We start from the raw sequence: 23,881 nt of genomic DNA, 5'->3' as shown, positions 1-23,881 counted from the left end.
CGACACCGGCCGGCTCATCACCGGCATCTGGGCGGGAGCGTCGCGTATGACCAGAGCTGTCCCTCGGACGGGCCTCGCCGCGGCTCTCGCGGTGTGCCTGGCGGCCGTCAGTGTCCTCGTCGGCGCCTCGCCCGCACACGCCGCGCCCGTCTTCAAGGCCCCGTTCCCGTGCGGTCAACGGTGGACCTACAGCCACCACGGCAGCGAGGTCCGCCAGGCGCTGGACTTCGTCCGCGCCGACGGCGGCGTCACCAACGGCGCCCCCGTGCTCGCCTCGGCGGCCGGCACCGCCTACCGGTACGCGCAGCCCGGCGGCGCCGGCAACTACATCGCGATCGAGCACGGCAGCGGGTGGAAGACCTACTACTTCCACCTCTCCGCGTACTCGGTGGCCAACGGCGCGACCGTCACCCAGGGGCAGCAGATCGGGCTGACCGGCAACACCGGCAACTCCTCCGGTCCGCACATCCACTACGAGCAGCTCTACAACGGGGTGGGGCAGGCGATCGTCATCAACGGCGTCTCCCTCGCGCCGTACCCGGGCTCGTACCACCAGCGCTACCTCACCAGCGACAACTGCGGCCGCGCCGCCGAACCCGTCGCCGGCCGGGCGTTCGGCTTCGGTGCCGGACAGCACCACGTCGCGGTCGGTTCCGCCGCCACGTTGGCGAACCTGTCGTGGTCGCCGAACACCGGGCTGGTACGGGCGGACTGGGGTGGCGGTCCGCTGACCGGCAAGGCCGTCGGGTACTCGCACGCGAACCAGCAGCATGTGTTCGCGCGGGGGAGCGACAACACGTTGCGGCACTGGTGGTCCGGGTCGGGGATGGGCTCGCCGGGGCTGGACCACTGGAAGACCGTCGGCCGGGTGCTGTCGAACCCCACCGGGTTCCCGTACGGCAGCCAGCAGCACGTCTTCTACCGCAACCCGGACGGCAACCTGGAGCACCGCTTCTACGACCTGAACACCGGCCAGATCGCCGGCGGGGTGTGGCCGGGCGGTGCGTTCGTCGGCAACCCGTACGCGTTCGTGCACCGGGACCAGCAGCACATCTTCGCCCGCACGGCGACGGGCGGCCTGATCCACTGGTACTGGTGGCCGGGCATCGATCCCGGTGTCGACAACTGGGGGATCACCTCGGGGGTGGCGTCGGATCCGACGGGTTTCTCCTACGCCGGCAACCAGCACCACGTGTTCTTCCGCAACGCCGACGGCAACCTGCAGCACCGGTTCTTCGACGACCCGTCCGGCACCCTCAACGGCGGGGTGTGGCCGGGTGGGAGCTTCGTGGGGAACCCGCACGCGTTCGTGCACCGGGACCAGCAGCACATCGTCGGCCGGACCGCCGCCGGCGACCTGGTCCACTGGTACTGGTGGCCCGGCGCCAACCCGGGCGTCGACAACTGGGGAGCCCGCGGGGTGGTGACCGACGACCCGGCCGGCCTGTCGACGCCCGGCCAGCATCACGTCTTCTACCGCACCACCGACGGCACCCTGGAACACCGCTTCTTCGACGACAGCACCGGACAGATCGTCACCGACAACTGGGGCGGCGCCCTGTAGTCGCCCTCGCCGGGATCAGAGGTTGAGCGGCCGCGGGTCGCCGGCCAGCTCCCGGAACCGCTCCTGGGGGCCGGGCACCAGCCGCCGGGCCGACAGGTCCAGCAGCCCGCCCACCCCGGTCAGCGTCGCGACCCGGGTGCCGTCCGCGCGGACGAAGTCCTGCTCGATCCGGAAGGTCTTGCCCTCGCCCCAGTGGAACTCGCAGGACACGTCCACCTCGTCGCCACCGCGCAGCTCCCGCAGGTATCGCAGGGTGACCTCGAGGGCGACCGGTCCCACGCCGGTGGCGATGAGCCGGTCCTGCGAGATGCCGGCGGCGCGCAGGCACTCCCACCGGGCGTGCTCGGCGTACTGCAGGTAGACGGCCTGGTTCAGGTGGCCCTGGGTGTCGAGCTCGTAGCCACGGACGGTGATGCGCACCCGGAACGGATCTTCCACACCGCTGAGCCTACCGGCGGGTACGACACGAGCAGCCGGGTGCCGTTGCCGGCCCGCCGGGAGGCGCCCGGCGGTGGGTACCTGACGTCCGCCAACACCCGGCTCCCGCCGGGTCCGCCGGGTGCCGGGGCGGGAGACTTACCGGATGTCTTCGACGATCCTGGTGGTCGGCCCCGAGCTGGGGGTCGCGCTGGTGGTGCTGGCCGTGGTGGCGACCGTCGGGCAGCTGGGGCACGGCCGGCAGATCCTGGTCGCCGCCGTCCGCGCCGCGGTCCAGTTGGCGGCCGTCTCGCTGTTGATCACCGCCATCGTGGTGTCGCTCTGGGCGACCGCCGCCTTCGTCGTCCTGATGTGCGTGGTCGCGGCGGCTACCGCCGGTCGACGGATCACCGGTGGCCGGCGCGGCTGGTTGGCCGGGGTGCCGATCGCGGTGGGGAGCCTCTCCGTCGTGGCGGGGCTGCTGCTGGCGGGACTGGTGCCGCTGCGCGGCATCGCGATCATCCCGGTGGCGGGCATCCTGATCGGCGGGGCGATGACCGCGACGTCGCTCGCCGGTCGGCGGGTCGTGGACGAGTTGACCGCCCGGCGGGGCGAGGTGGAGGCCGGTCTGGCGTTGGGACTGCTGCCCCGGGACGCGATCCTGCTCGTCTGCCGTCCGGTGGCCGGCCAGGCGTTGGTCCCCGCGCTGGATCAGACCCGCACGGTGGGGCTGGTGACGCTGCCGGGCGCCTTCGTCGGCGTGCTGCTGGGCGGCGCGGATCCCCTGACCGCCGGGATCACGCAGGTCTTCGTGCTGGTCGGGCTCCTGGCGGTGGAGGCCGTCGCGGTCGTGCTCACCGTCGAACTGGTGGCCCGCGGCCTGCTGTCACCGGCCCGGTCGGAGACGCTGCGGTGAACCCCGGTTCCGCCGTCAGGGGATCCGGCGGCCGTGGGCGTCCGGCACGCCGGACTTCCGGAAGAAGTAGGCGTTGACCTGGTCGCGCCACTCCTCGGCACAGCGCAGCTGCTCGTCGAGGCGCTCGGCCACCCGGGCGTGCACCGCCGGGTCGAGCAGCCCGGCGAGCCGGTCCCACCGCCGCCGCATCGCGGCCACCTGCTCGACCCCGGCGAAGTGCGTGTCGTAGATGTGCTGGATGACCGTGGTGCCGCTGTGCAGCACATGGGCGTACGGCACGTGGTGGAAGAAGAGCAGCAGCTCGTCCGGGCAGCGGTCGAGTGACTCGTACACGTCCGACCACGGCCGCGGGTACTGGCCGGTGAACCCGGTGCCCGTGGCGCGGGTGCGGTCCACGCCCACGCCGTCGCGGTCGGCGAAGTGGTACGTGCCCCACGGCGTGTACTCGTAGCCGTCCACGTCCGGACCGTAGTGGTGCCCGGGACGGACCATGAAACCGACGCCCAGCGGCGCGGTGTACCGCTCGTAGGTGCGCCAGGAGTCGTCCATCAGCTCGTGCAGCGTTCGCCGCACCGGCTCGTGCTCGTCCGTGGCCGACGGCGGGAAGGTGAGCCCGATCCACTCGTCGAGGACGGCCACCGGGTCCAGTCCCGGGTCCCAGGCCAGCCGGCCGAAGGCGTACAGGTTGGCCTGCGCCAGGGGATGCCCGGTCCAGAACGGGTCGTCGCCCACGTTGGCGACGGCGACCAGCCCGCCGCCGCCCGCCGGCACGCCGTCGCGCGCCGAACCGGCGGCCACGGCGGCGGCGGTGGGTCCGTCGCCGCCCCACGGTCGGAACCGCAGCACCTCGCTCCACCAGGGGCCCAGGTAGCACACGTGTCGCTGCTGGCCGGTGTACTCCTGGGTCACCTGGAACTCCACCGCCAGTCGGGTGGCGGGCATGGCCGCGATCACCGGGGACACCGGTTCCCGCGGCTGGAAGTCCATCGGCCCGTGCTTCACCTGCAGGATCACGTTGCTCCGGAACCGCCCGTCCAGCGGGGCGAAGTGGTCGAAGGCGGCGCGGGCCCGGTCGGTCGACCGGTCTCGCCAGTCCTGGCGGTGGTTGTAGACGAAGGCACGCCAGTGCACCACACCCGCGAACGGCGCCAGCGCCTCGGCGAGGAGGTTCGCGCCGTCCGCGTGGCTGCGCCCGTACGAGAAGGGACCCGGCTGCCCCTCGGAGTCGGCCTTCACCACGTAGCCGCCGAAGTCCGGGATGCGCTCGTAGACCCGCCGGGTGGTCCCGGCCCACCAGGCGCGCACCCGCTCGTCCAGCGGGTCGGCGGTCGGCAGGCCGCCGAGCAGCACGGGCGCGGCGAAGGTGACCGACAGGTGCACCCGGATCCCGTACGGCCGCAGCACGTCCGCGATCGCGGCCACGTCGTCGAGCCGGTCCGTGAGCAGCCGCGTCTCGGTGGCGTGGACGTTCACGTTGTTCACCGAGACGGCGTTGACGCCGACGGCGGCCAGCAGCCGGCCGTAGGCCCGGACCCGGGTCAGGTCGGTGCGCCGGCCGTCGCGCCAGAAGATAGATCCGCCCGCGTAGCCGCGTTCGACCTGCCCCATCACCGGGTGCACGTCGACGTTGTCCCAGTGGTCGAGCATCCGCAGCCGCATCGCCGGGCGGTGCAGCCGCGTCGGACGGGCGCTTCCGAACGCTGACTCGCCGAGGCGGACCACGTGGAACAGGCCGTGCAGCAGCCCCGCCGGCGCCTCGGCCAGGACCGCCGTGACGCCGCCCTGCCGGGCCAGCAGGAAACCCTCGGCGCCGAGCGCCCCCGGTCGGTACCGCTGCCGGTACTCGGCGTCCAGGAACTCCGCCTCCGCCGGCAGCGACCCGGCCGACGTCAGCGCGAGCACGAGGTCGACCCGCCGGGCCCCGGTGGCGGGCGTCGCGTCGGCCGGTCGGTGCGGGCCGCCGCCGTGCCGGGCGCACGCCTGCGCCACCTCGTGGCGCACCGTGTCGACCAGCGTTCCGTCGCCGTGCACCACGGTGCGCCGCGAGCCGAGCGCGCGGAACGCCTCGACCGGCAGCCAGGCGGGGTGGACGTCGGTCGTCACGAGTCCTCCCGCAGCACCAGGACGCCCCGTGCGTCGAGCCGGATCGGCCCGCCGGCCTCGACCCGGTCGCCGGTCAGCAGGTCGACCCCGCCGCCGCGGGCGGTCACCTCCACCGGCTCGGCGCGGTGGTTGAGCAGGAACAGCAGGCGCGTCCCGCCCGGGGTGACCCGGACGGCCGCCTCCAGGTCCGGCACGTCCGGATACGGGCCGGTCAGCCGGTGCCGGTCGAGCACCTGCCGGACCACCCAGGAGACCCCCTCCTGGTCCAGCCCGGTCGCCACGTACCAGCCCTCACCGGCGCCGAAGGCGTTGCGGGTGACGGCCGGGGTACCGGCGTGGAAGTCGGCCTGGTACGTGCCCACGACCTCCGCGCCCCGGGGAATCACCAGCTCGAACAGCAGCCGCGACTCGACCTCGATCTCATCCGCGCCCGACCGCGGGCGGACCGGGTTGACCACCTCCGGTCCGCGCGCGTCCCACTCGTCGACGCGTATGCCCGTCAGCGGTCCCAGCGGACCGGGCACGTCCGCCAGGAACGCGTTGTCGTGCTCGTCCACCCGACCGGAGAGGAACGTCGTCAGCACCGACCCGCCGCGGGCGGCCACCTCGGCCAGCCGCTGCGGCAGGTCGCCCTTGAGCATGTGCAGCGCCGGCGCGAGGACCACGTCGTAGCGGGACAGGTCCGCCGTCACCGCGACCACGTCGACGTCGACCCCGGCGTCCCAGAGCGCCCGGTGGTAGGCCAGCACCACCTGCTGGTAGCGGACCAGCCGGGACGGGCCGTCGGAGATCTCCAACGCCCACCAGCTGTCCCAGTCGAACAGCAGCGCGACCCGGGCCGGCGTCCGCGCGCCCAGCGTCGCCCCGCCGAGCCGGTCGAACTCCGCGCCGAGCTGCGCGACCTCCCGGAACACCCGGGTGTCCGACCGGCCGGCGTGGCCGATGACCGCGCCGTGGTACTTCTCGCAGGCACCCCGCGAGGCCCGCAGCTGGAAGAAGAGCACCGCGTCCGCGCCGTGCGCCACCGCCTGCCAGCTCCACAGCCGCATGACGCCCGGCCGCTTCAACGGGTTCACCTCGCGCGAGGCGGTCCAGCTCGGCGTCTGCTCCATCAGCCAGAACGGCTGGCCGTCCTTGAGTCCGCGGATCAGGTCGTGGGTCAGCGCCATCCGGGCCGCCGACGTGTCGTCCGGGGGGTAGTTGTCCCACGAGGCGAAGTCGAGGTGCGGCGCCCAGCGGTGGTAGTCGATCGGCCGGTACATGCCCATGAAGTTGGTGGTGACCGGCACGTGCGGGCTGGACTCCCGGATCGCCGCCTTCTCGTCGCGGAAGTTGGTCAGCATGGCGTCGGAGGAGAACCGGAGGTAGTCGAGGGTGATCCCCTGGAAGGCGGTGTGGTCCGGTCCGCGCCAGTGCTCGGTCAGCGCCGACGGCGGTTCGATCTGCGCCCAGTCGGAGAAGGTGTGTGACCAGAATGTGGTGTACCAGGCCGCGTTCAGCGCGTCGAGGGTGCCGTACCGGCGGCGCAGCCAGTCCCGGAAGCCGGCGGCGCACCGGGAGCAGTAGCAGGCCCCGCCGTACTCGTTGCCGACGTGCCAGGCCACGATCGCCGGGTTGTCGGCGTACCGCCGGGCGACCCGGCGGGCCAGCTCGGCCGAGAGCCGGCGGAAGACCGGTGAGCTGGGGCAGGAGTTGTGCCGCTGGCCGAACCGGTGCCGGCGTCCCTCGAAGTCGGTGCGCGTCACCTCCGGGTGGGCGCGGGCCAGCCACGCCGGGTGGGCGCCGGTACCGGTCGCCATGCAGATCATCCGGCCCTCGACGGTGGCCCGCCCGACGATCCGGTCCAGCAGTGAGAAGTCGTAGACGTCCGGGCCGGGCTGGGTGTGCGCCCAGGCGAAGACGCCGAGCGTGACGGTGTCGATCCGGGCCAGGTCGAACAGCTGGTGGTCCTGGTCCCACACCGGCTCCGGCCACTGCTCGGGGTTGTAGTCCCCGCCGAAGGGCACCTTGGGCGTGACCGGCAGGCTCATGCCGTGAAGTCCTTCCGCACCGTGGCGACCATCGGGTCGCTGCCGCGCAGCAGCGCCAGCACCAGCACCGCGGCCAGCGCCGCGAGCACCGCCTCGGAGGTGACCAGCGCCACCGCGGTCGCCGCCGCCAGCAGGCCGGCGTGGCCGAGCGTGACGACCGGGGTGCGCAGCACGAAGTACCGGGCCAGCCGGACGACGTCCCGGACGCGGAACGCGAACAACGACGTGATCACCAGCGCGTTGGCGCCGACCAGGGCAGCTCCCATCCCGACCAGCACCAGCGGCACCGCCCACCAGCGGGGCATGCCGGCGGCGGAGAGGTGGGCCAGGTTCACCGCGATGACGGTCAGCCACAGCAGCAGTGGAACCCAGATCCGCAGCACACCGGCGAGGTTCGCCCGGTAGCCGCGCCAGAAGACCCGCGCGGGGTGCAGGTCCGTCAGGTCGGGGCGCTGGTGGTGCAGCGCGTACAACGCGGCGGAGACGGCAGGGCCGACCGGCAGCGCGCAGGCCGCGACCAGCGGGAGGTTGCTGACGTCCCGGTCCAGCAGCAGCAGGGTGACCAGCCCGGGCGCGGTGGTGACCAGCAGCAGCCCTTCGACCACCAGCAGGGTGTAGATCAGCGCCGCGGCGCGGGACAGCGGTCCGTCGCCGAACTGGCGCGCGGCGCCGACGGCGTCGCTCATGCCGGGTCCTCTCCGGTGGGCGCGCCGAGCAGCCGGTCGTCGGCCCACCACGGCGGGGTCTCGTCGGTCACGGCCGTGAGCTCGGCCAGGGTCACCTCGTGCCGGGACAGGTGCAGGTCGAGCGCGACGCGGCCGGCCACCACCGGCAGGCGGGCGTGCCGCCGGGCCGGCTCGGCCGCCTCCCGCAGGGCGTCCAGTTGACCGGTACGCGGCGAGCGGGGCCGCCCCATCTCGCACCACGCCCGCCAGGCGTTGCCGGACCCCTCACCGACCGACGAGCGCAGCAGGAAGGCGGAGGTCGCGGGCGACGCCAGCGGCACCGACAGGCGCACCGGGTGCCCGTCGGGGACCGGCTCGCGGCCGGTCACGTCGACCGGCGCCCAGGCCAGCACGGTGACCCGGCCGGTGGCGTCCCGGGTGACCAGGTGGTCCGGGCCGCGCGCGAGGACCTGGTCGCCCATCCGGGCCAGGAAGGCGTACAGGTGGTAGGTGGGTTTCTTGATCTGGCGGTGGGTGAGCAGGCCGAAACCGCCGTGGAACAGCGACGTCGGCACCCCCTCCTCCTCGAACACGTCGCTGAAGGTCCAGTACGAGAAGGAGTCCACGAGGTCGCCGCCGGCGGCCACCACCGGGGCCAGGTACGCGGCGTGGAAGGCGGTGTCGTGGATCGGGTTGTCGGGCCGGTAGGAGGAGTTGAACTCGGTGATGTGCACCGGCAGGTCCGCCAGCGCGCTGCCGCGCAGGTGCCGTCGCGGGCTGGCGAACTGCTCCAGCAGGCTGCTCGCCGGCGCCAGGGTCTGATGGGTGCCGAAGGGCACGTGCTGGGCCGGCCCGGAGGTGTAGGCGTGCCGGCTGACGAAGTCGACCGGCACCGAGCGGGCGGTGACGAACTCGGCGAACGGCAGCAGCCACTCGTCCGCGCCGGGGGAGATGGCCGGGCCGCCGACCTGGAGCCCGGCGTCCACCTCCTTGACCGCGTTCGCCGTCACCTCGTACAGCCGGTGGTAGGCGTCCTGGTCGGCGCCCGGCCAGAACGCCGGTAGGTTGGGCTCGTTCCACACCTCGATCGGCCAGCCGCGCACCTCGTCGAGCCCGTAGCGGTCGACGAGGTGGGCGACGGTGGCGCGGACCAGCTCCGCCCATTCGGTCCAGGACTCCGGCGGGGTGACGTTGCCGCGCCACCAGAACACGGTCTGGTCGCCGGAGGCGAGGCCGGAGGGCATGAAGCCCAGTTCCAGGAAGGGCCGGATGCCCAGGTCGAGGTAGGCGTCGACCACCTGGTCGACGTACGTGAACGCGTGCCGCACCCGGCGTGACCCCTGGAACCGGTAGGGCCGGTGGACGCCCACGCCGTCGCTGAGCAGGCCGTGCCCGCGGATGTGCCGGAAGCCGATCTCCCGTTGCACGAGGGCCAGCGATTCCTGGTAGTCGCGGCGGAGGGCCAGGTCGAACCGGCCGGTGCCGACGCAGGCGCGCCAGGCGTCGGTCAACCGGCCCGACGGGTGCTCCGGTACGGAGATGCGCATCATCGTCCTTCGTGCTCGGTGCGCGCTGGCGCGACTCGTCCCGGCCGGTCGGGTGGCGCCCCGGCGCCGGGCGCCATCGAGGAGCTCACCCGGTCAGCCGTGTTCCTTCCGGTAGCGCTCGTGGGCCTTGTTGACCATGTCCAGGTACTGGTCCATGTTCTTGCCCTTGAGCTCGGCGAGGTAGGCGTCCCACTGGCCCAGGTCCCGCTGGCCGAGGATGAACTGGAGCGACGCCTGGGTGACGTGGTCCCGCAGCGGCGTCTCCCGCAGCGACGCCTGCTCCCGCTCCTCGTCGGTGAGCGGGTACGGCGGGGCCACCGGGATCGGCGGCCGAGCGTTCATGATCTTCTGGAACTCCTGCTCCTCGGCGGAGAAGAACGCCTGCACCAGGTCGGGGTTGCCGCCGTAGGCGAACACCCCGTTGTAGAAGCCGAAGTCCTTCTGCAGGTGCTTGCTCGCCTTGGGGTTGAGCCCGACGACGTTGACGTCGTCCGCCAGCGTGCGCTTGCCGGCGGGGTCCTTGACGAAGGTCGTTCCCTCGACGCCCCACCGGGCGAACTCCTGCCCCGCGTCGGAGTACCACAGCCAGTCGACGAACTGCATCATGGCCACGAAGTTCTTGCTGTCCCGCGCCTTCTTCGAGATCATGACGCCGTTCTCGAGGCGGCTGGCCGGGTTGATCTCGCCGGCCGGGCCGACCGGCAGCGGGATCTTGGCGAGCTTCGCGTTCGGGATGGTCTTCGCCAGGTCCGGCCGGTTGTCGTTGACCAGCGTCTGCGCGTTGGCGCTGATCACGAACGACTTGCCGTTCGCGAGCTTCTGCCGGGCCTGGTCGTCGGTCTGGGTGAAGCTCTCCGGGTCGAGCAGCCCCTCCGTCACCAGCTTGTTGAGGTACCGCAGCAGCTGCTTGTACTGCTCGGTGGCGGCGGTGTACTGGAACTTCTCGGCGTTCTGGTCCCAGCTGGCGTGCTGGTAGTTCCAGCCGGCGCCGGCCAGGCCGTGGGTCACGGCGAGCAGGTTCAGCAGGTTGCCGCCCGGATGGGGCTTGCTCCACCGGTCGGAGAACGGGTAGGAGGCCGGATACTTCGCCTTCATCGCCTTGAGCACGGTGTACAGCTCGTCCCAGGTCTTCGGGATCTGGAGGCCGAGTTGGTCCAGGATGTCGGTCCGGACCGCCAGCGAGTAGTCGTGCCAGGGCTTCTCGTGCACCCCGGGGAGCAGGTAGAACTTGCCGTCGGCCTGGCGCAGGGTGTCGATCTCAGGCTGCAGGTTCCACTTGGAGATCTTGTCCTTGAGGTTGGGCATCAGGTCGAGGTAGTCGCTGACCGGCAGGACGGCCCCCGAGGAGACGTAGGCGTCCTCCTGGTGGGGGTAGGTCTTCGGGATGATGAACGGGGCGTCGCCGGCGCCGATCAGCAGGCTGCGCTTCTGCTCGTAGTCGCTCTGCGGCACGGCGACCGGCTCCAGCTTGACGTTGGTCCGCTTGGTCAGTTCCGACCAGAACAGCCACTCGTTCTTCAGCGGGTAGTTCGAGTGGTTGTTGTAGAGGACCGAGAAGGAGAGCTGCTCGGTGGCCGTGAACTGGGTGCCGACGCCGTAGTCGGCCATCGCGCCGGCCCGGTTCCCGGCCAGGTCGCCTCCGTCGGACGGGTCGTCGCCGCAGGCGGCGAGGCTGGTCAGGGTGAGCAGGCCGGCAGCGGCCAACGCCACCCGGCGCCATGGTCTGTGCAACACGGCGGATCCTTTCGGTGTGGTGGGGGATGGGTGGGACATGGCGGAGACCGGTGGCTAGCCCTTGACCGCGCCGAGCATGACCCCGGAGACGAAGTACCGCTGCACGAACGGGTAGACCAGCAGGATGGGCACGGTGGTGAGCACGATGGTGACGGCCTTGAGAGTCGCCTCGGCCTGCACCTCGTCGGCTTCGGCGATGGCGCCGACGTTCTCCGCGCCGGTGGCTCCGGCGATGAGGTTGCGCAGGTAGACGGTCACCGGCCAGAGGTCCTGCTGGTCCAGGTAGAGGAACGCGGCGAACCACGAGTTCCAGAAGGAGACCGCGTAGAACAGCACCATCGTGGCGACCACAGCCTTGGACAGCGGCAGCACGATCCGCAGCAGGATCCCGTACGTGTTCAGGCCGTCGACGGCCGCCGCCTCCTCCAACTCGACCGGCAGGCTCTCGAAGAACGCCTTCATCACCAGGAGGTTGAACACGTTGATGGCGTTCGGCACCGCGATCGCCCAGATGGTGTTCTTCATGCCCAGGCTGGTGACCAGGACGTAGTTCGGGATCAGGCCGCCGGAGAAGAACATGGTGAACACCGCGATGCCGACGAGTGCCGAGCGGCCCCGCAGGTGCTTCTTGGACAGCACGTAGGCGTAACAGGTGGTCAGGACGATCGAGATGACCGTGGCGACCACGGTGTACACCACCGTGTTGCGGTAGTTCGTCCAGAACATCGAGTCCGACATCACCAGCCGGTACGTGTCCAGGTTGAACCCGCGCGGCACCAGGCTGACCCGGCCGGCGATGATGTACGCCTCGTCGCTGAGCGAGCGGGCCACGATGTTGACGAAGGGATACAACGTCACCACCACGACCCCGGTCAGGATGACGGCGTTGACCGCCTGGAACACCCGGTAGCCCCGGGTCTCCCGCGGCCCGCGGGTCCGCGGCCGCGGCCCGGCTTCGGTGGTCTCGGCGGTCACCACAGGCTCGTCCCGACCGTGCGCCGGGCGATCAGGTTCGCCGAGAGGACCAGCGTCAGCCCGATCACGGCTTCGAACAGCCCGATCGCGGCCGCGTAGCTGAAGTTGCTGGACCCGAAGCCCATCCGGAACAGGTAGGTGGAGATGACGTCGGCGGTGGGGTAGGTCAGCGGGTTGTAGAGCAGCAGGACCTTCTCGAACCCGACCGCCATGAACGTGCCGATGTTGAGGATCAGCAGCGTCACCATGGTCGGCCGGATGCCCGGCAGCGTCACGTGCCAGGTCTGGCGCCACCGGTTGGCCCCGTCGATCCGGGCCGCCTCGTAGAGGTCGTCGTCGACCGTGGTGAGCGCGGCCAGGTAGAGGATGGTGCCCCAGCCGACGGTCTGCCAGACCTCGGAGGAGACGTAGATCGTCCGGAACCACTCCGGCCGTTGCAGGAACGGCACCGGCTCGCCGCCGACGGCCTGGACGAGCTGGTTCACCGTGCCGTCGACGGACACCAGCTGCATCACCATGGCCGCCACGATCACGATCGACAGGAAGTGCGGCAGGTAGGACACGGACTGCACGAACTGCTTGAGCTTGCGGGTGCGGATCTCGTTGAGCAGCAACGCCAGGACGATCGGCAGTGGGAAGCAGAACAGCAGGGTCAGCCCGCCCAGCACCAGGGTGTTGGTGAACGCCTCCCAGAACGACGGGTCGTTCAGGAACATCCGCACGTACCGCAGGCCGACCCACCGTTCGCCGAAGATGCTCCCGCCGGGCTCGAACCGCCGGAAGGCGATCACGTTGCCGAGCATCGGCAGGTAGCGGAAGACCAGGAAGAACAGCAGCGGCAGGACCGCGAGCGAATAGAGCTGCCAGTCCCGCCGCAGCGCCTGGCGCCAGCTGCGGCGGCGCCTGCCGCGACGGGGTGCGGGGGCGTTCGGCGTCGCGGGAAGGTCGGGTGCCCGCGGCGCCGGACGCAGCGTTCCGGACGTGCTCATCGTCGGCCTCCCGGGCGGCGGGTGGTGTCCCGTCTGGTCGGCCGCCGGTCGACGGGCAACTGGTTGGTCATGCACACCCCTTCAGCTCGACCAGACGCCGCCCCGTCCGGCACCAGGACGCACGATGCGATGGTCGTCTTCGAAAGTTTCGGTAACCTCCCGGTACTTGTTGCGGAAACCTAGGGAACGTCTCCGGGTGTGTCAAGAGTCACGAACAGGCCGCTCCCGAGCCGTGATTCGGGGCGGGCGCATCGACGCCGGTAATCCGCCAGCCCGGAACGGTTGGTCTGCGGGCGCTCGTCGGCGGCGCCGCGCTGTGCTAGGGTTCGCCGAAAATTTCGGACGCTGCGGATGAGGTTCCATGACACCGTCCCGCCTGGCGCGTACACCCGGTCCCGCCACGATCGCGACCATCGCCGAGGAGGTCGGCGTCTCCGTGGCGACCGTCTCGAAGGTCCTCAACGGACGGTCGGACGTCGCCGCCGAGACCAGGGCGCGGGTCGAAGCCAGCCTCGAACGGCACCGCTACCGCCGTCGTTCCCGCCGCGAGTCGGCCCGCAAGCGGCAGATCCAGCTGGTGTTCCACGAGTTCGCCAACGAGTGGGCGATGGAGATCATCCGGGGCGTCGAGTCGGTGACCGCCCCCGCCAAGGTCGGTGTCGTCCTGTCCCAGCTCGGCGGTGAGCACCGCCCCACGCAGCAGTGGCTGGACGAGGCGCTCGCCCAGCCCCCGCTCGGCATGCTGTTCGTGCTGTGTCACCTGACCGAGCCGCAGCAACGACAGCTGCAGCGGCAGTCGGTCCCGTTCGTGGTCGTCGACACCGACAGCGCGACCTCGGCCTCGGTGCCCACCGTCGGCTCGAACAACTGGAACGGTGGCCTGCTCGCCACCCGCCACCTGCTGGAGCTCGGGCACCGCCGGATCGGGATCATCTCCGGGCCCCAGGACGTGCTGTGCAGCCGCGCCCGGGCGGCCGGCTTCCGCTCCGCCCACGACGAGGCCGGCCTGCCGGTCGACCCCGAGCTGGTCCGGTTCGGCAGCTTCTACGTCGACGCCGGCTACACGCACGGGATGGAGCTGCTGTCCCGGCCGGATCGTCCCACCGCGATCTTCGCCGGATCGGACATGCAGGCCATGGGGGTCCTGCGCGCCGGGCGGCAGCTCGGCCTGGACGTCCCCCGGGACCTCTCGGTGATCGGGTACGACAACCTGCCGGTGGCCGCGTGGATCGGCCCCGCCCTCACCACGGTCAACCAGCCGCTCGGGGACATGGCCGGCATCGCGACCCAGATGCTGATCGAGCTGGCCCGCGGCGCGGACCTGCCGACCAGTCGGGTCGACCTGGTGACCGAGCTGATCGTGCGCGAGACCACCGCGCCGCCCGCCCGTCCCCGCTGAGCCCACCGATTCCGGCGAGGAGCCATGGCCCTGTTCGACCTTCCCCTCGACCAGCTTCGGCGGTACGCGCCCGTGGTGACCGAGCCGGCCGACTTCGACGGGTTCTGGCGCTCGACGCTGGCGGAGGCGGACGCCCGACCGGCGCTGCTCGACGTCCGGCGCGAGCCGACCGACCTGCGCCTGGTCGGCTCCTGGGACGTCACGTTCGCCGGCTTCGGCGGCGACCCGGTCAGGGCCTGGTACACCCGCCCGTCCGGCACCGACGAGTCGCTGCCCACCGTGGTCGAGTACGTCGGCTACGGACGCGGGCGCGGCCTGCCGCACGAGCGCCTGACCTGGCCGGTGGCCGGCTACGCGCACCTGCTGATGGACTCCCGGGGGCAGTCCGGCCGGTACGGCGGCGGGGACACCCCCGACCCGCACGGCGGCGCGCTCGGCGGCCCCTGGCCGGTGACCTGGGGCATCCTGACGCCGCAGGGCTACTACTACCGCCGGCTCATCACCGACGCGGTGCGCGCCGTGCGGGCGGCCCGGGCCCTGCCGGGTGTCGACGCCACCCGGGTCGTCGCGGCCGGGAACAGCCAGGGCGGCGGCCTCGCCCTGGCCGTGGCCGGGCTCGTCCCCGATCTCGCGGCGCTGCTCACCACCGCGCCGTTCCTCTGCCACATCCAGCGGGCCATCGAGATCACCGACGCCGCTCCGTACGGGGAGATCGCGCAGTACCTGGCGGTCAACCGGGAGGCGGAGGAGCAGGTGCGCTCGACGCTGTCCTACGTCGACGGGGTCGCCTTCGCCCGCCGGGCGACCGCGCCCGCGCACTTCGGGATCGGCCTGCGCGACCAGGTCTGCCCACCGAGCACCGGTTTCGCCGCCTACAACCAGTACGGCGCCGGCAACGGCCGGCCGGGTCCTCCCGACCGGCAGCTGCACGTCTACCCCTTCAACCAGCACGAGGGCGGGGAGGCCGTGCAGGTGCGGCGCCAGCTGCGGTGGCTGGCGTCGGTGCTCGCCGACCGAGGCCGGTCGAGGACTCGCCGGTCGACCGGGGAGCCGGCTCCGGGCGGGACCCCGGGCCGCGGTCCGCACCGCTAACATGACGCGGCTGACGCGTCCGGCCACGCCGGATGCGTACCCCAGGTCTCGTCGCGCCAGAACCAGGACCCCGATGGACACGTTGAACTCCGAGCAGCCGCCGCCCGAGGCGAAGGCCACCTGCTTCCGGCATCCACGCCGCGAGACGTACGTGCGGTGCACCCGGTGTGACCGCTCGATCTGCCCGGACTGCATGCGGGAGGCGCCCGTCGGCTTCCGTTGCCCGGATTGCGTCCGGGCCGAGAACCGCACGGTGCGGCAGTCCCGGACCGTGTTCGGCGGCCGGGCGGTCAGCCAGCCCGTGGTCACGTACGTGCTGGTCGGGCTGAACGTCCTGGTGTACCTGGTGCAGCTGGCGCGGCCGTCGATCGTCGGCCAGTTCGACAGCCTGGGCACCGGCCTGGTGGACGACAGCGGCCGGTACTACCTCGACGACGGCGCCAGCTACGCCGGCTACCAGTTGGTCGGCATCGCGCACGGCGAGTGGTACCGCCTGATCACCTCGGCCTTCCTGCACACCGAACCGTCCCAGGGCTACTTCGGGATCACCCACATCCTGTTCAACATGTACTGGCTCTGGCTGCTCGGGCGGATCCTCGAGGAGCGGCTGGGCGTGCTGCGCTTCCTCGCCGTCTACCTGCTCGCGGCGCTCGGCGGCGCGGTGCTGTTCTTCCTGGTCGAACCGCACTCGGCCGCGATCGGCGCCTCGGGGGCGGTCTACGGCCTGGCGGCCTGCTACTACGTGGTCAGCCGGCGGCTGGGCTACCAGCCGCTGGACCGGAACCGGATGCTGCTCTGGCTGACCGTGTGGCTGGTGCTCTCCGCGGGCTTCACGGCGTGGCAGGGCCACCTCGGCGGCCTGCTGGCCGGCGGCGCCGTGGCCCTGGGGATGGCGTACGCCCCGCGGCGGCGCCGTGGTCTCGTGCAGGCGGCCGTGGTGGTGGCGCTCGCGGCGCTCCTCGTGGCGTTGGTCGTGCTCAAGTCGCTGAGCCTGGGCACCGCAGCCTGACCCGGAGCGGTCACCGCGCGGGGACCGGGGGCCGGGCGGGTCGGCGGGCCGGCAGCAGCGTGTCGACCGCCCACGCGCCCGGCCCGAGCACCGCGATCAGCAGGAACGACCAGCAGAACAGCACGGCCAGCTCTCCACCGTTGCGCAGCGGCAGCAGGGCGTCCGGCTGGTGCACCACGAAGTACGCGTAGGCCATCGAGCCGGACGCCAGGATCGCGGCCGGCCGGGTGAGCAGGCCGAGCAGCACCAGGCCGCCGCAGACCGCCTGGATCAGCGCGGCCCACCAGCCCGGCCACTCGCCGGCCGGCAGGGCCTCGCCGCTGCCCCGGTTGCCGCCGAAGACGCCGAACACCGACGCCAGGCCGTGGCAGAGGAACAGCAGCCCGATGACCGCGCGGAAGAGGGCCACCGCGGGTCCGAGGATCCGCTCAGTACGCATTCCGGTTACCTCCGTTGGGGACGGGATCGGGCCCAGGATGCCGGCCGCGATTCAGCTATGTCGATGCTTTCCTCCTTTGTGGGAACGCTCCCACCTATCCGCTCCCACCTCCTGCCAAGTTCGCGCCACGGCACCGGCCTGTCCGCCGCGGCGGAGCCGACCGGCGATGGAAGGATGCCGGTGATGCGACGAGGTGACGGAACGACTCGGAGGCGGTGGGCCGCGGTGGGCGCGGCCGTGGCCCTCGCCGGCACGGTGATCCCGGGCGGCGCGGCGGCCGCCCCCGCGCCCGCGGCGGTCGGTGGGGCGCCGGTCTGCGAGATCCGCGACGACCGGCTGACCGAGATCTCCGGGATGGTCGCCACGCAGGACGGGTTCGTCGTGGTGAACGACGGTGCCGACGACGCGGCCCGCCGTCAGGTCTTCTTCCTCGACGCGAACTGCGCGGTGGTGCGGACGGTGCGCTACCCGTCCCGGCCGCGGGACACCGAGGATCTCGCCGTCGGCCCGGACGGCACGATCTGGGTGGCGGACATCGGCGACAACGACCGCTCGCGACAGACGATCGGGGTGTGGAAGCTGGCGCCGGGAGCCGACCGGCCGGTGTTGTACCGGATGGCGTATCCGGACCGCCCGCACGACGCGGAGGCGATGCTGCTGACCGGCGACGGCCGGCCGCTGATCGTCACCAAGTACTCGGCTGTCCTCTACGCCCCGAGCATCCCCCTACGGCCGGGCGCGACGGTTCCCCTGGCGCAGGTGGGACAGGTCCGGCTGCCGGCCACCACGACGAGCAACCCGTTCTCGGTGATCGGCCGGACCTCGGTCACCGGCGCGGCCACCGCGCCGGGCGGGGACCGGGTGGTGCTGCGCACCTACTCCGACGCGTTCGAGTTCGTCGTCCGCGACGGTGACGTGATCACCTCGCTGACCAGCGGGCAACCACGGATCACCGCGCTGCCCGACGAGCCGCAGGGCGAGTCCATCACCTACAGCCGGGACGGGCGGTCGCTGCTCACCGTGTCCGAGACGGCCGACCAGCCAGCGGGAACGAGACCGGCGATCCGGGGCTACCCACTGTCGGCGGCCCCGTCCGCCGCACCACCGGCCACCCCCGCGCCGACCGACCCGGCCGCCGGCGATGCCGCCGACGCCGGCACCGAGGTCGCACCCATGCTGGCGGCCGGAGCCATCGGGCTGGGCCTGCTCGTCCTGGCACTGGTGGCGCTGATCCGGTCCCGGCGGAACAGGTCCCGGTAGCCGTGCGGTTCGATCCGGCCCGCCGATGAACCCGGTTGCGGGGCCCGCGACCGGTGCGCTTGGGTGTGGTCATGCCGACCGATCGCGTCGACTCGTACTTCATCTGCGCCACCCCGCGCACCGGCAGCTCGCTGCTGCTCGGGTTGTTGGGGTCCACCGGCGTCGCCGGTCGTCCGCAGGCCTATTTCCGCTCGCCGGACGAGCCGCTCTGGGCCGACCGGTGGCAGCTTCCCCGCAACGCCGGGGGCGGCGTCGACTATGCGGAGTACGTACGGGCCGCGCTGGCCGAGGGCCGGACCGACAACGGCGTCTTCGGCGCGAAGCTCATGTGGGGCACGCTGGACGAGGTGGTCGCGAAACTCGCAGCCGTCCATCGCGACCTGGCCGGCAACGACACCGCCCTGCTGACCCGGGCGTTCGGCCGCACCCGCTTCGTCTTCCTGCGCCGCGACGACGTACTGGCGCAGGCGGTCTCCTGGCTGCGCGCCGAGCAGACCGGCCGGTGGTTCGTCGGCGGCAACGGCGAGGTCAGCGGTGGCGCCCCCGGTGGCGGGGCGGCCCGCTTCGACGCCGCCGGGATCCGGCACCTCATCGAGACGATCAGGGAGCACAACGCCGCCTGGGCGGCGTGGTTCGCCAGGTGGGGGATCGAGCCGCACGCCGTGCGCTACGAGGACCTCGACGCGGACATGGTCGCCACCACGCACGGGATCCTGGATTTTCTCGGCCTGGCCCGGCCCACTGGTGCGGACGCCGTGGTCGCCCGGCACCAGCGCCAGGCCGACGGCGTCAACCGGGAGTGGATCCGGCGGTACCGGGCCGAGGTGGCCGAGGTCTGACCGGTTGTCGACGGCGGCGGGCAGGTGGCGTCTACGGCGCGTCGACGACGTCCCGACCGAGGGGCCAGAACGCCACCGGGACGAGCTTGAGGTTGGCCACGCCGAACGGGATGCCGATGATCGTGAGGCAGAGCACGACGCCGGCGACGAGGTGGGACAAGGCCAGCCACCAGCCCGCCAACACCACCCAGAGGACGTTGGCCAGGCCGGACGCGACGCCCGCGCCCGGCTCGGCCACCACCGTCCGGCCGAACGGCCACAACGAGTACCCGGCCAGGCGCAGGGAGGCGACGCCGAAGGGGATCGTGACGACGAGGACGAAGCAGATCAGCGCGGCGATGCCGTAGCCGACCGCGAGGACGAGACCTCCGCCGAAGACAAGCCACAGCACGTTCAGCAGAAAGCGAATCACCCTTCCAGCATGAACACCGCTCGCCACCGTAAACCGCGCCGCCGCCGACGCAACCGCCGGCGGCCGGGCACCGTCTCATGACAGGGACCGGCGGCGGCCGGGTACGGCGGAAGGACGGCGACGAGATGGCTCGACGCAACTACCTCTTGGCGATGGTCGCGGCCACGGCCCTGCTGGCCGGCTGCGCCGGGCAGGGCGGGCCGGAGGCGAGCCCCCCGGAGACCCCGCGGCTCGGTGGCGGCGGAAGCCCGGCGCCGGCGGATCCGGTGGCCCTGATCGGCAATTGGACATTGGCGGAGGTTGCCGAGGAGCCGGGCGGCATCCTGCGCATCGCACCTGACCAGATCCAGATCTTCGGCCGCTGCGGGATGCTGGTCGGCTCCTGGCGAGCCGACTCCGCCGGTCTCTTCGTCGCCGGGACCTTCGGCGCCTCCGGCGCGGAGGGCGTCGCCGGCTGCGAGAAGGCCGCCGAGTCGACCCCGCACTGGCTGCGGCGGGTCACGTCGTACCGGCTGGTGGGCGGGACGCCCGTACTCCTCGACAACCAGGGCGCACCGGTCGCCCGGCTGCTGCCGGGTGCGAAGCCCACCGCCGGCCCGAACCTCGCCGCGTCCGAGGTGGCTCCGCCGGAGGTCACCGACGAGGTCCGGCGGAGGTTCGCGCCGGCAGCCGCGCTGCCGGCGAGCCTGACCCCGGCGAACCGGGACCGGCTCGTCGGGAAGTGGCTGCCCGCGCGGGGGCCGAGGGCGGCGTACGTCGAGTTCCGCGCCGACGGCGGGTGGCGCGGCTCGGACGGTTGCAACGGGCAGGCCGGGCGCTGGGTTGCCGGGCCGGCGGGAGCGCTTCTCGCCACCACCGGGTTCAGCACCCTGATCGGCTGCGACAGCGCGCCGGTCGGGGCCTGGCTCTCCTCGACCTGGCGCGCCGGGCTGGACGGCGAGACCCTGGTGCTCCTCGACGCCGGGGCCGAGGAGGTCGGGCGGATGCGCCGCGTCGGCTGAGCGCCACGCCGTGATGGGCCCGGCGTCGGCGTCGCTCGATCCCACCGGTGACCGCCACCGTGGCACCGGCGATCCTGTCGCGGGTGCCGGCCATGTGGCCCAGGCCGTAAACCCCGGGGTGCGCGACCGGCGTCACGATCGACCGTCACTGCGTGTCGGCGCGGTGACGCTTCCGAGACGCCCGGCGACGGATGCTGCTGCATGCCCGCTCCGGTTGTCGGGTGGGCGGCGCCGGTGTCGGCCGGCGTGCGTCGGGAAGGCCAGGGGGCCGGCATGAGAAGACGCAGTGTTGTCGCCACGATCGCCCTCACCGTCTGCGCCGGCGTCGCCGGGCCACCCGCCGCGGCGACCGCGCACCGGCCCGGGAGCGGCGGTCAGTTCGGCTGGTGGGGGTTCGACTTCACCCGACCGGAGGTGGTCGCCACCGGCCTCGAAGCGCCGTGGGGGCTGGCCTTCCTGCCGGACGGCAGCGCGCTCGTCGCCGAGCGGAACAGCGGGCGGGTCCTGCGGGTGCGCCGGGGCGCGGCCCCGCAGCAGGTCGCGCAGATCGCCGGCGTCGCCGCGACGGGCGAGGCCGGGCTGCTCGGGCTGGCCGTCTCGCCGCGATACCGCAGCGACGGTCACGTGTACGCGTACTTCACCTCCGGCGTCGACAACCGGATCGTCCGCTTCCGGCTCAGCACGCCCAACGTCCAGCAGCCGATCCTGACCGGGCTCGCCCGGGCCAGCGTCCACAACGGCGGACGGATCGCCTTCGGCCCCGACGGGATGCTCTACGCGGGCGTCGGCGACGCCGGACAGAGCGCCCTGGCTCAGGACCCGCGCAGCCGCAACGGAAAGATCCTGCGGTTGCGCCCCGACGGCGGCGTGCCGTGGGGCAATCCGATTCCCGGATCACCGGTCTACAGCCTCGGCCATCGCAACGTGCAGGGCCTGGCCTGGGACTGGCGGGGTCGGCTCTACGCGACCGAGTTCGGCTCGAGCAGGTGGGACGAGGTCAACCGGATCGTGCCGGGCGGTAACTACGGCTGGCCGGTGGTGGAGGGGGTGGCCAACGACCCGCGCTTCCGCGACCCGATCGTGACGTGGACGCCGGCCGAGGCGTCGCCCAGTGGCGCGGCGATCGTGGGCGGGACGCTCTACGTCGCGGCCCTGCGCGGCGCGCGGCTGTGGGTCGTACCCCTCGACGTGGCCGGCCGCGCCGGCACGCCCACCGCCCAGCTCGTCGGCACGTACGGCCGGCTGCGCACGGTGGTGGCCGCACCGGACGGTTCCCTCTGGATCATGACCAGCAACCGGGACGGTCGGGGCACCCCCGCGCCCGGCGACGACCGGATCGTGCGGTTCGTGCCGCGTTGGTGGTGGTGGTGAGCGGCCGGGCCGCTTCCGCCCCTTTCCTCGGGTCGTCCCGTAACCCGGGCGCCCTCCGGGCCCGGGGTGCGGGGGAGTGGGAGATCCGCCGCGACTACTGAGGGCAACCGGCCGGCACCTCCGCCGCTGCCGGGACTCCGTCGCGGGCGCCGCCGGTGACCCGGGCCGGTCAACTCGGCAACCGTTGGGTCGCCTGGGTCGAGCTGCCGCGGTGCGGGACCAGCGGTCCGTCGCGCCGCCGCCTGCCGTCCCATTGGTGGCCGATTGCCGTGTTTACCGACGGTGACGGTGGTCGCATCGACTCCACCGCGGGATGTGATCTAGGTAGGACTTCTCACATCAGGTACCGTGCCGTGTCACACCGTCTTTGCACCAACGCTGGCTGCCTGTCAGAGGGGCCGAATCGGAGGACACCGCCGTGACTTTCCATAGCGCCGTCCGCAAGGCTGGTCTCGTCGTGGCGATCGCCGCTCTCGCGGTGAGCGCCGGATGCGCCAAGAAGGATGAGGGCGAGGTCCAGGCGAGCGGGGTCAAGCTCATCGAGAAGGGCAAGCTGACCGTCTGCACCCACCTGCCGTACGCGCCCTTCCAGTCGAAGGACGCCAGCGGCAAGGTGGTCGGGTTCGACGTCGACGTGATGGACCTGGTCGCCAAGGAGCTCGGCGTCGAGCAGTCGATCGTCGACACGCCGTTCGAGGGGATCAAGTCCGGCCAGGACCTGAACACCGGCAAGTGCGACGCGGCCGCGGCCGGCATGACGATCACCGAGGAACGGCAGAAGGTGATGAACTTCTCCGATCCGTACTTCGACGCGACTCAGGCACTGCTGGTCAAGACCGGCAAGCCGTACAAGTCGCTCGACGACCTCAAGGGCAAGAAGCTCGGCGTCCAGGCGGCGACCACGGGTCGTGACTACGCCCGGAAGTTCGAGCAGGAGAAGGGCCTGCAACTGGTCGAGTTCGAGGACCTCGCCGCCCTGCAGCAGGCGCTGGCCAACGGCCAGGTGGAGGCCGCCGTCAACGACCTGCCGGTCTGGACCGAGTACATCAAGGAGCACCCCGGCGGGTTCGAGGTGACGGCCGAGTTCGACACCGGCGAGCAGTACGGGTTCTCGGTGAAGAAGGACGGCAACCCGGAGCTGCTCAAGAAGATCAACGAGGTGCTGGCCAAGGCGAAGCAGGACGGCACCTACGACAAGATCTACGAGAAGTGGATCGGCAAGCTGCCGAACGCGTGATCCGAACTCCTGGCCGGAGGGCGTGCGCCTGGCGCACGCCCTCCGCGTCGGCCACCCGCGCACAGTCAAGGAGCGTCGAACCGTGAAGCTGCGCCGCCGCCAGCGAGAGCGGCTGTCCCTCTGGCTCCAGTACCTGGCCTTCGTCGCCGTCATCGCCGTGGTGATCGTCGCCGCGGACTGGGGCAGGCTGGGGGACGCGTTCTTCCGCGTCGACATCATCGAGTCGATGTTCCCGACGATCATCACCGTCGCGCTGCGCAACACCATCCTCTACACCCTGGGGGCCTTCGCCTTCGGCCTCGTGTTCGGCACCCTCCTCGCGCTGATGCGGCTGTCCCGGGTGGCTCCGTACCGCTGGGTGGCGACGGCGTACATCGAGCTGTTCCGGGGCCTGCCCGCGCTGCTGGTGCTCTTCCTCGTCGGGTACGGCATCCCGATCGCCTTCCCGGAGCGGGAGATCCCGGGCGGGGTGTTCGGGTCCATCACGATCGGTCTCGGACTGACCGCCGCGGCGTACATGGCCGAGACCATCCGGGCCGGCATCCAGGCCGTGCCGAAGGGGCAGATGGAGGCGGCGCGCACCCTCGGCATGTCGCACTTCACCGCGCTGCGCACGATCGTCATCCCGCAGGCGTTCCGGATCGTGATTCCGCCGCTGACCAACGAACTCATCCTGCTCACCAAGGACTCGTCGCTCGCCTACGTGCTCGGCGTGACGGCGCAGACAATCGAGATCACCAAGTTCGGCCGGGACACCCTCAACGACCGGGTGAACGCCACCCCGCTGCTGGTGGCCGGCCTCACCTACCTGGTCATCACCCTGCCCCTCTCGCAGGTGGTACGACGCCTCGAACTCCGCTACGCCAAGGCTCGGTGACTCCC

At 72.0% G+C, this 23,881-nt stretch carries 21 protein-coding genes; 11 read left to right on the top strand and 10 right to left on the bottom strand.

All coding sequences use genetic code 11. The features are described from left to right. Positions 1–46 precede the first annotated feature (46 nt). Positions 47–1,564 carry a peptidoglycan DD-metalloendopeptidase family protein gene (locus AC1WTP_RS00755; RefSeq protein ID WP_481647292.1) on the top strand — a complete coding sequence of 506 codons (1,518 nt, stop codon included), beginning with the start codon at positions 47–49 and terminating at the stop codon, positions 1,562–1,564. A gap of 15 nt (positions 1,565–1,579) precedes the next feature. Here AC1WTP_RS00755 and AC1WTP_RS00750 read toward each other — a convergent pair whose 3' ends face one another. Next, the gene (locus AC1WTP_RS00750) at positions 1,580–2,002 is read right to left on the bottom strand and encodes an acyl-CoA thioesterase (RefSeq protein WP_481647291.1); all 423 of its coding nucleotides are present in this window, start codon (positions 2,000–2,002) and stop codon (positions 1,580–1,582) included. A gap of 145 nt (positions 2,003–2,147) precedes the next feature. On the opposite strand from AC1WTP_RS00750, the gene AC1WTP_RS00745 reads away from it, so the two are divergent. Next, positions 2,148–2,897 (top strand): ABC transporter permease, encoded by a 750-nt coding sequence (locus AC1WTP_RS00745; RefSeq protein WP_481647290.1) that lies wholly within the window; start codon positions 2,148–2,150, stop codon positions 2,895–2,897. Between the two features lie 15 nt (positions 2,898–2,912). Here AC1WTP_RS00745 and AC1WTP_RS00740 read toward each other — a convergent pair whose 3' ends face one another. The 7 genes from AC1WTP_RS00740 to AC1WTP_RS00710 all read right to left on the bottom strand — a co-directional run bounded on the left by AC1WTP_RS00740 (position 2,913) and on the right by AC1WTP_RS00710 (position 12,940). After that, the gene (locus tag AC1WTP_RS00740) at positions 2,913–5,000 is read right to left on the bottom strand and encodes an alpha-glucuronidase (RefSeq protein WP_481647289.1); all 2,088 of its coding nucleotides are present in this window, start codon (positions 4,998–5,000) and stop codon (positions 2,913–2,915) included. After that, positions 4,997–7,030 carry a beta-galactosidase gene (locus tag AC1WTP_RS00735; protein WP_481647288.1) on the bottom strand — a complete coding sequence of 678 codons (2,034 nt, stop codon included), beginning with the start codon at positions 7,028–7,030 and terminating at the stop codon, positions 4,997–4,999. Before AC1WTP_RS00735 ends, AC1WTP_RS00740 begins: the two co-directional genes overlap by 4 nt. Then, the gene (locus AC1WTP_RS00730; RefSeq protein WP_481647287.1) at positions 7,027–7,716 is read right to left on the bottom strand and encodes a YesL family protein; all 690 of its coding nucleotides are present in this window, start codon (positions 7,714–7,716) and stop codon (positions 7,027–7,029) included. Before AC1WTP_RS00730 ends, AC1WTP_RS00735 begins: the two co-directional genes overlap by 4 nt. Continuing rightward, complete coding sequence (locus AC1WTP_RS00725) at positions 7,713–9,242, bottom strand: GH39 family glycosyl hydrolase (protein ID WP_481647286.1); 1,530 nt, start codon at positions 9,240–9,242, stop codon at positions 7,713–7,715. The genes AC1WTP_RS00730 and AC1WTP_RS00725 overlap by 4 nt, the downstream gene beginning before the upstream one ends. 93 nt (positions 9,243–9,335) lie before the next feature. Next, positions 9,336–10,976: an ABC transporter substrate-binding protein gene (locus AC1WTP_RS00720; RefSeq protein WP_481647285.1), complete on the bottom strand. Its 1,641-nt coding sequence runs from the start codon at positions 10,974–10,976 to the stop codon at positions 9,336–9,338. Positions 10,977–11,030: 54 nt separating this feature from the next. After that, positions 11,031–11,951 carry a carbohydrate ABC transporter permease gene (locus AC1WTP_RS00715; protein ID WP_481647284.1) on the bottom strand — a complete coding sequence of 307 codons (921 nt, stop codon included), beginning with the start codon at positions 11,949–11,951 and terminating at the stop codon, positions 11,031–11,033. Then, positions 11,948–12,940 (bottom strand): ABC transporter permease, encoded by a 993-nt coding sequence (locus AC1WTP_RS00710; RefSeq protein ID WP_481647283.1) that lies wholly within the window; start codon positions 12,938–12,940, stop codon positions 11,948–11,950. Before AC1WTP_RS00710 ends, AC1WTP_RS00715 begins: the two co-directional genes overlap by 4 nt. A 361-nt stretch (positions 12,941–13,301) precedes the next feature. Between AC1WTP_RS00710 and AC1WTP_RS00705 the strand changes: the two genes are divergently transcribed. The 3 genes from AC1WTP_RS00705 to AC1WTP_RS00695 all read left to right on the top strand — a co-directional run bounded on the left by AC1WTP_RS00705 (position 13,302) and on the right by AC1WTP_RS00695 (position 16,440). Beyond that, the gene (locus tag AC1WTP_RS00705; RefSeq protein WP_481647282.1) at positions 13,302–14,339 is read left to right on the top strand and encodes a LacI family DNA-binding transcriptional regulator; all 1,038 of its coding nucleotides are present in this window, start codon (positions 13,302–13,304) and stop codon (positions 14,337–14,339) included. A gap of 24 nt (positions 14,340–14,363) precedes the next feature. Then, complete coding sequence (locus AC1WTP_RS00700; protein WP_481647281.1) at positions 14,364–15,431, top strand: acetylxylan esterase; 1,068 nt, start codon at positions 14,364–14,366, stop codon at positions 15,429–15,431. A gap of 73 nt (positions 15,432–15,504) precedes the next feature. Continuing rightward, on the top strand, positions 15,505–16,440 hold the full coding sequence (locus AC1WTP_RS00695; protein WP_481647280.1) for a rhomboid family intramembrane serine protease: 936 nt from the start codon (positions 15,505–15,507) through the stop codon (positions 16,438–16,440). A gap of 10 nt (positions 16,441–16,450) precedes the next feature. Here AC1WTP_RS00695 and AC1WTP_RS00690 read toward each other — a convergent pair whose 3' ends face one another. Next, positions 16,451–16,879 (bottom strand): DoxX family protein, encoded by a 429-nt coding sequence (locus tag AC1WTP_RS00690; RefSeq protein WP_481647279.1) that lies wholly within the window; start codon positions 16,877–16,879, stop codon positions 16,451–16,453. A 225-nt stretch (positions 16,880–17,104) separates the two neighbouring features. Between AC1WTP_RS00690 and AC1WTP_RS00685 the strand changes: the two genes are divergently transcribed. Both AC1WTP_RS00685 and AC1WTP_RS00680 read left to right on the top strand, forming a co-directional pair. After that, a complete protein-coding gene (locus AC1WTP_RS00685; RefSeq protein ID WP_481647278.1) occupies positions 17,105–18,139 on the top strand; it encodes an SdiA-regulated/phytase-like domain-containing protein in 1,035 nt (344 codons plus the stop codon). A 71-nt stretch (positions 18,140–18,210) separates the two neighbouring features. Continuing rightward, a complete protein-coding gene (locus AC1WTP_RS00680) occupies positions 18,211–18,978 on the top strand; it encodes a Stf0 family sulfotransferase (RefSeq protein ID WP_481647277.1) in 768 nt (255 codons plus the stop codon). Positions 18,979–19,009: 31 nt separating this feature from the next. On the opposite strand, the gene AC1WTP_RS00675 is transcribed toward AC1WTP_RS00680, so the two are convergent. Further along, entirely contained in the window at positions 19,010–19,390 is a 381-nt protein-coding gene (locus AC1WTP_RS00675; RefSeq protein ID WP_481647276.1) for a YccF domain-containing protein, read from the bottom strand. 77 nt (positions 19,391–19,467) lie between these two features. Between AC1WTP_RS00675 and AC1WTP_RS00670 the strand changes: the two genes are divergently transcribed. From AC1WTP_RS00670 to AC1WTP_RS00655, 4 genes are all read left to right on the top strand, one after another. After that, the gene (locus AC1WTP_RS00670; protein ID WP_481647275.1) at positions 19,468–20,391 is read left to right on the top strand and encodes an META domain-containing protein; all 924 of its coding nucleotides are present in this window, start codon (positions 19,468–19,470) and stop codon (positions 20,389–20,391) included. 273 nt (positions 20,392–20,664) lie between these two features. Continuing rightward, positions 20,665–21,762: a PQQ-dependent sugar dehydrogenase gene (locus AC1WTP_RS00665; protein WP_481647274.1), complete on the top strand. Its 1,098-nt coding sequence runs from the start codon at positions 20,665–20,667 to the stop codon at positions 21,760–21,762. Between the two features lie 418 nt (positions 21,763–22,180). Next, positions 22,181–22,999 (top strand): basic amino acid ABC transporter substrate-binding protein, encoded by an 819-nt coding sequence (locus AC1WTP_RS00660; RefSeq protein ID WP_481647273.1) that lies wholly within the window; start codon positions 22,181–22,183, stop codon positions 22,997–22,999. Between the two features lie 82 nt (positions 23,000–23,081). Then, positions 23,082–23,876 (top strand): amino acid ABC transporter permease, encoded by a 795-nt coding sequence (locus tag AC1WTP_RS00655; RefSeq protein WP_481647272.1) that lies wholly within the window; start codon positions 23,082–23,084, stop codon positions 23,874–23,876. The last annotated feature ends 5 nt before the right edge of the window (positions 23,877–23,881 follow it).

Source organism: Micromonospora sp. R311, assembly GCF_056780015.1.
Note: the sequence above shows the minus strand (reverse complement) of the source record. Positions and strands in the feature narration are given on the sequence as shown.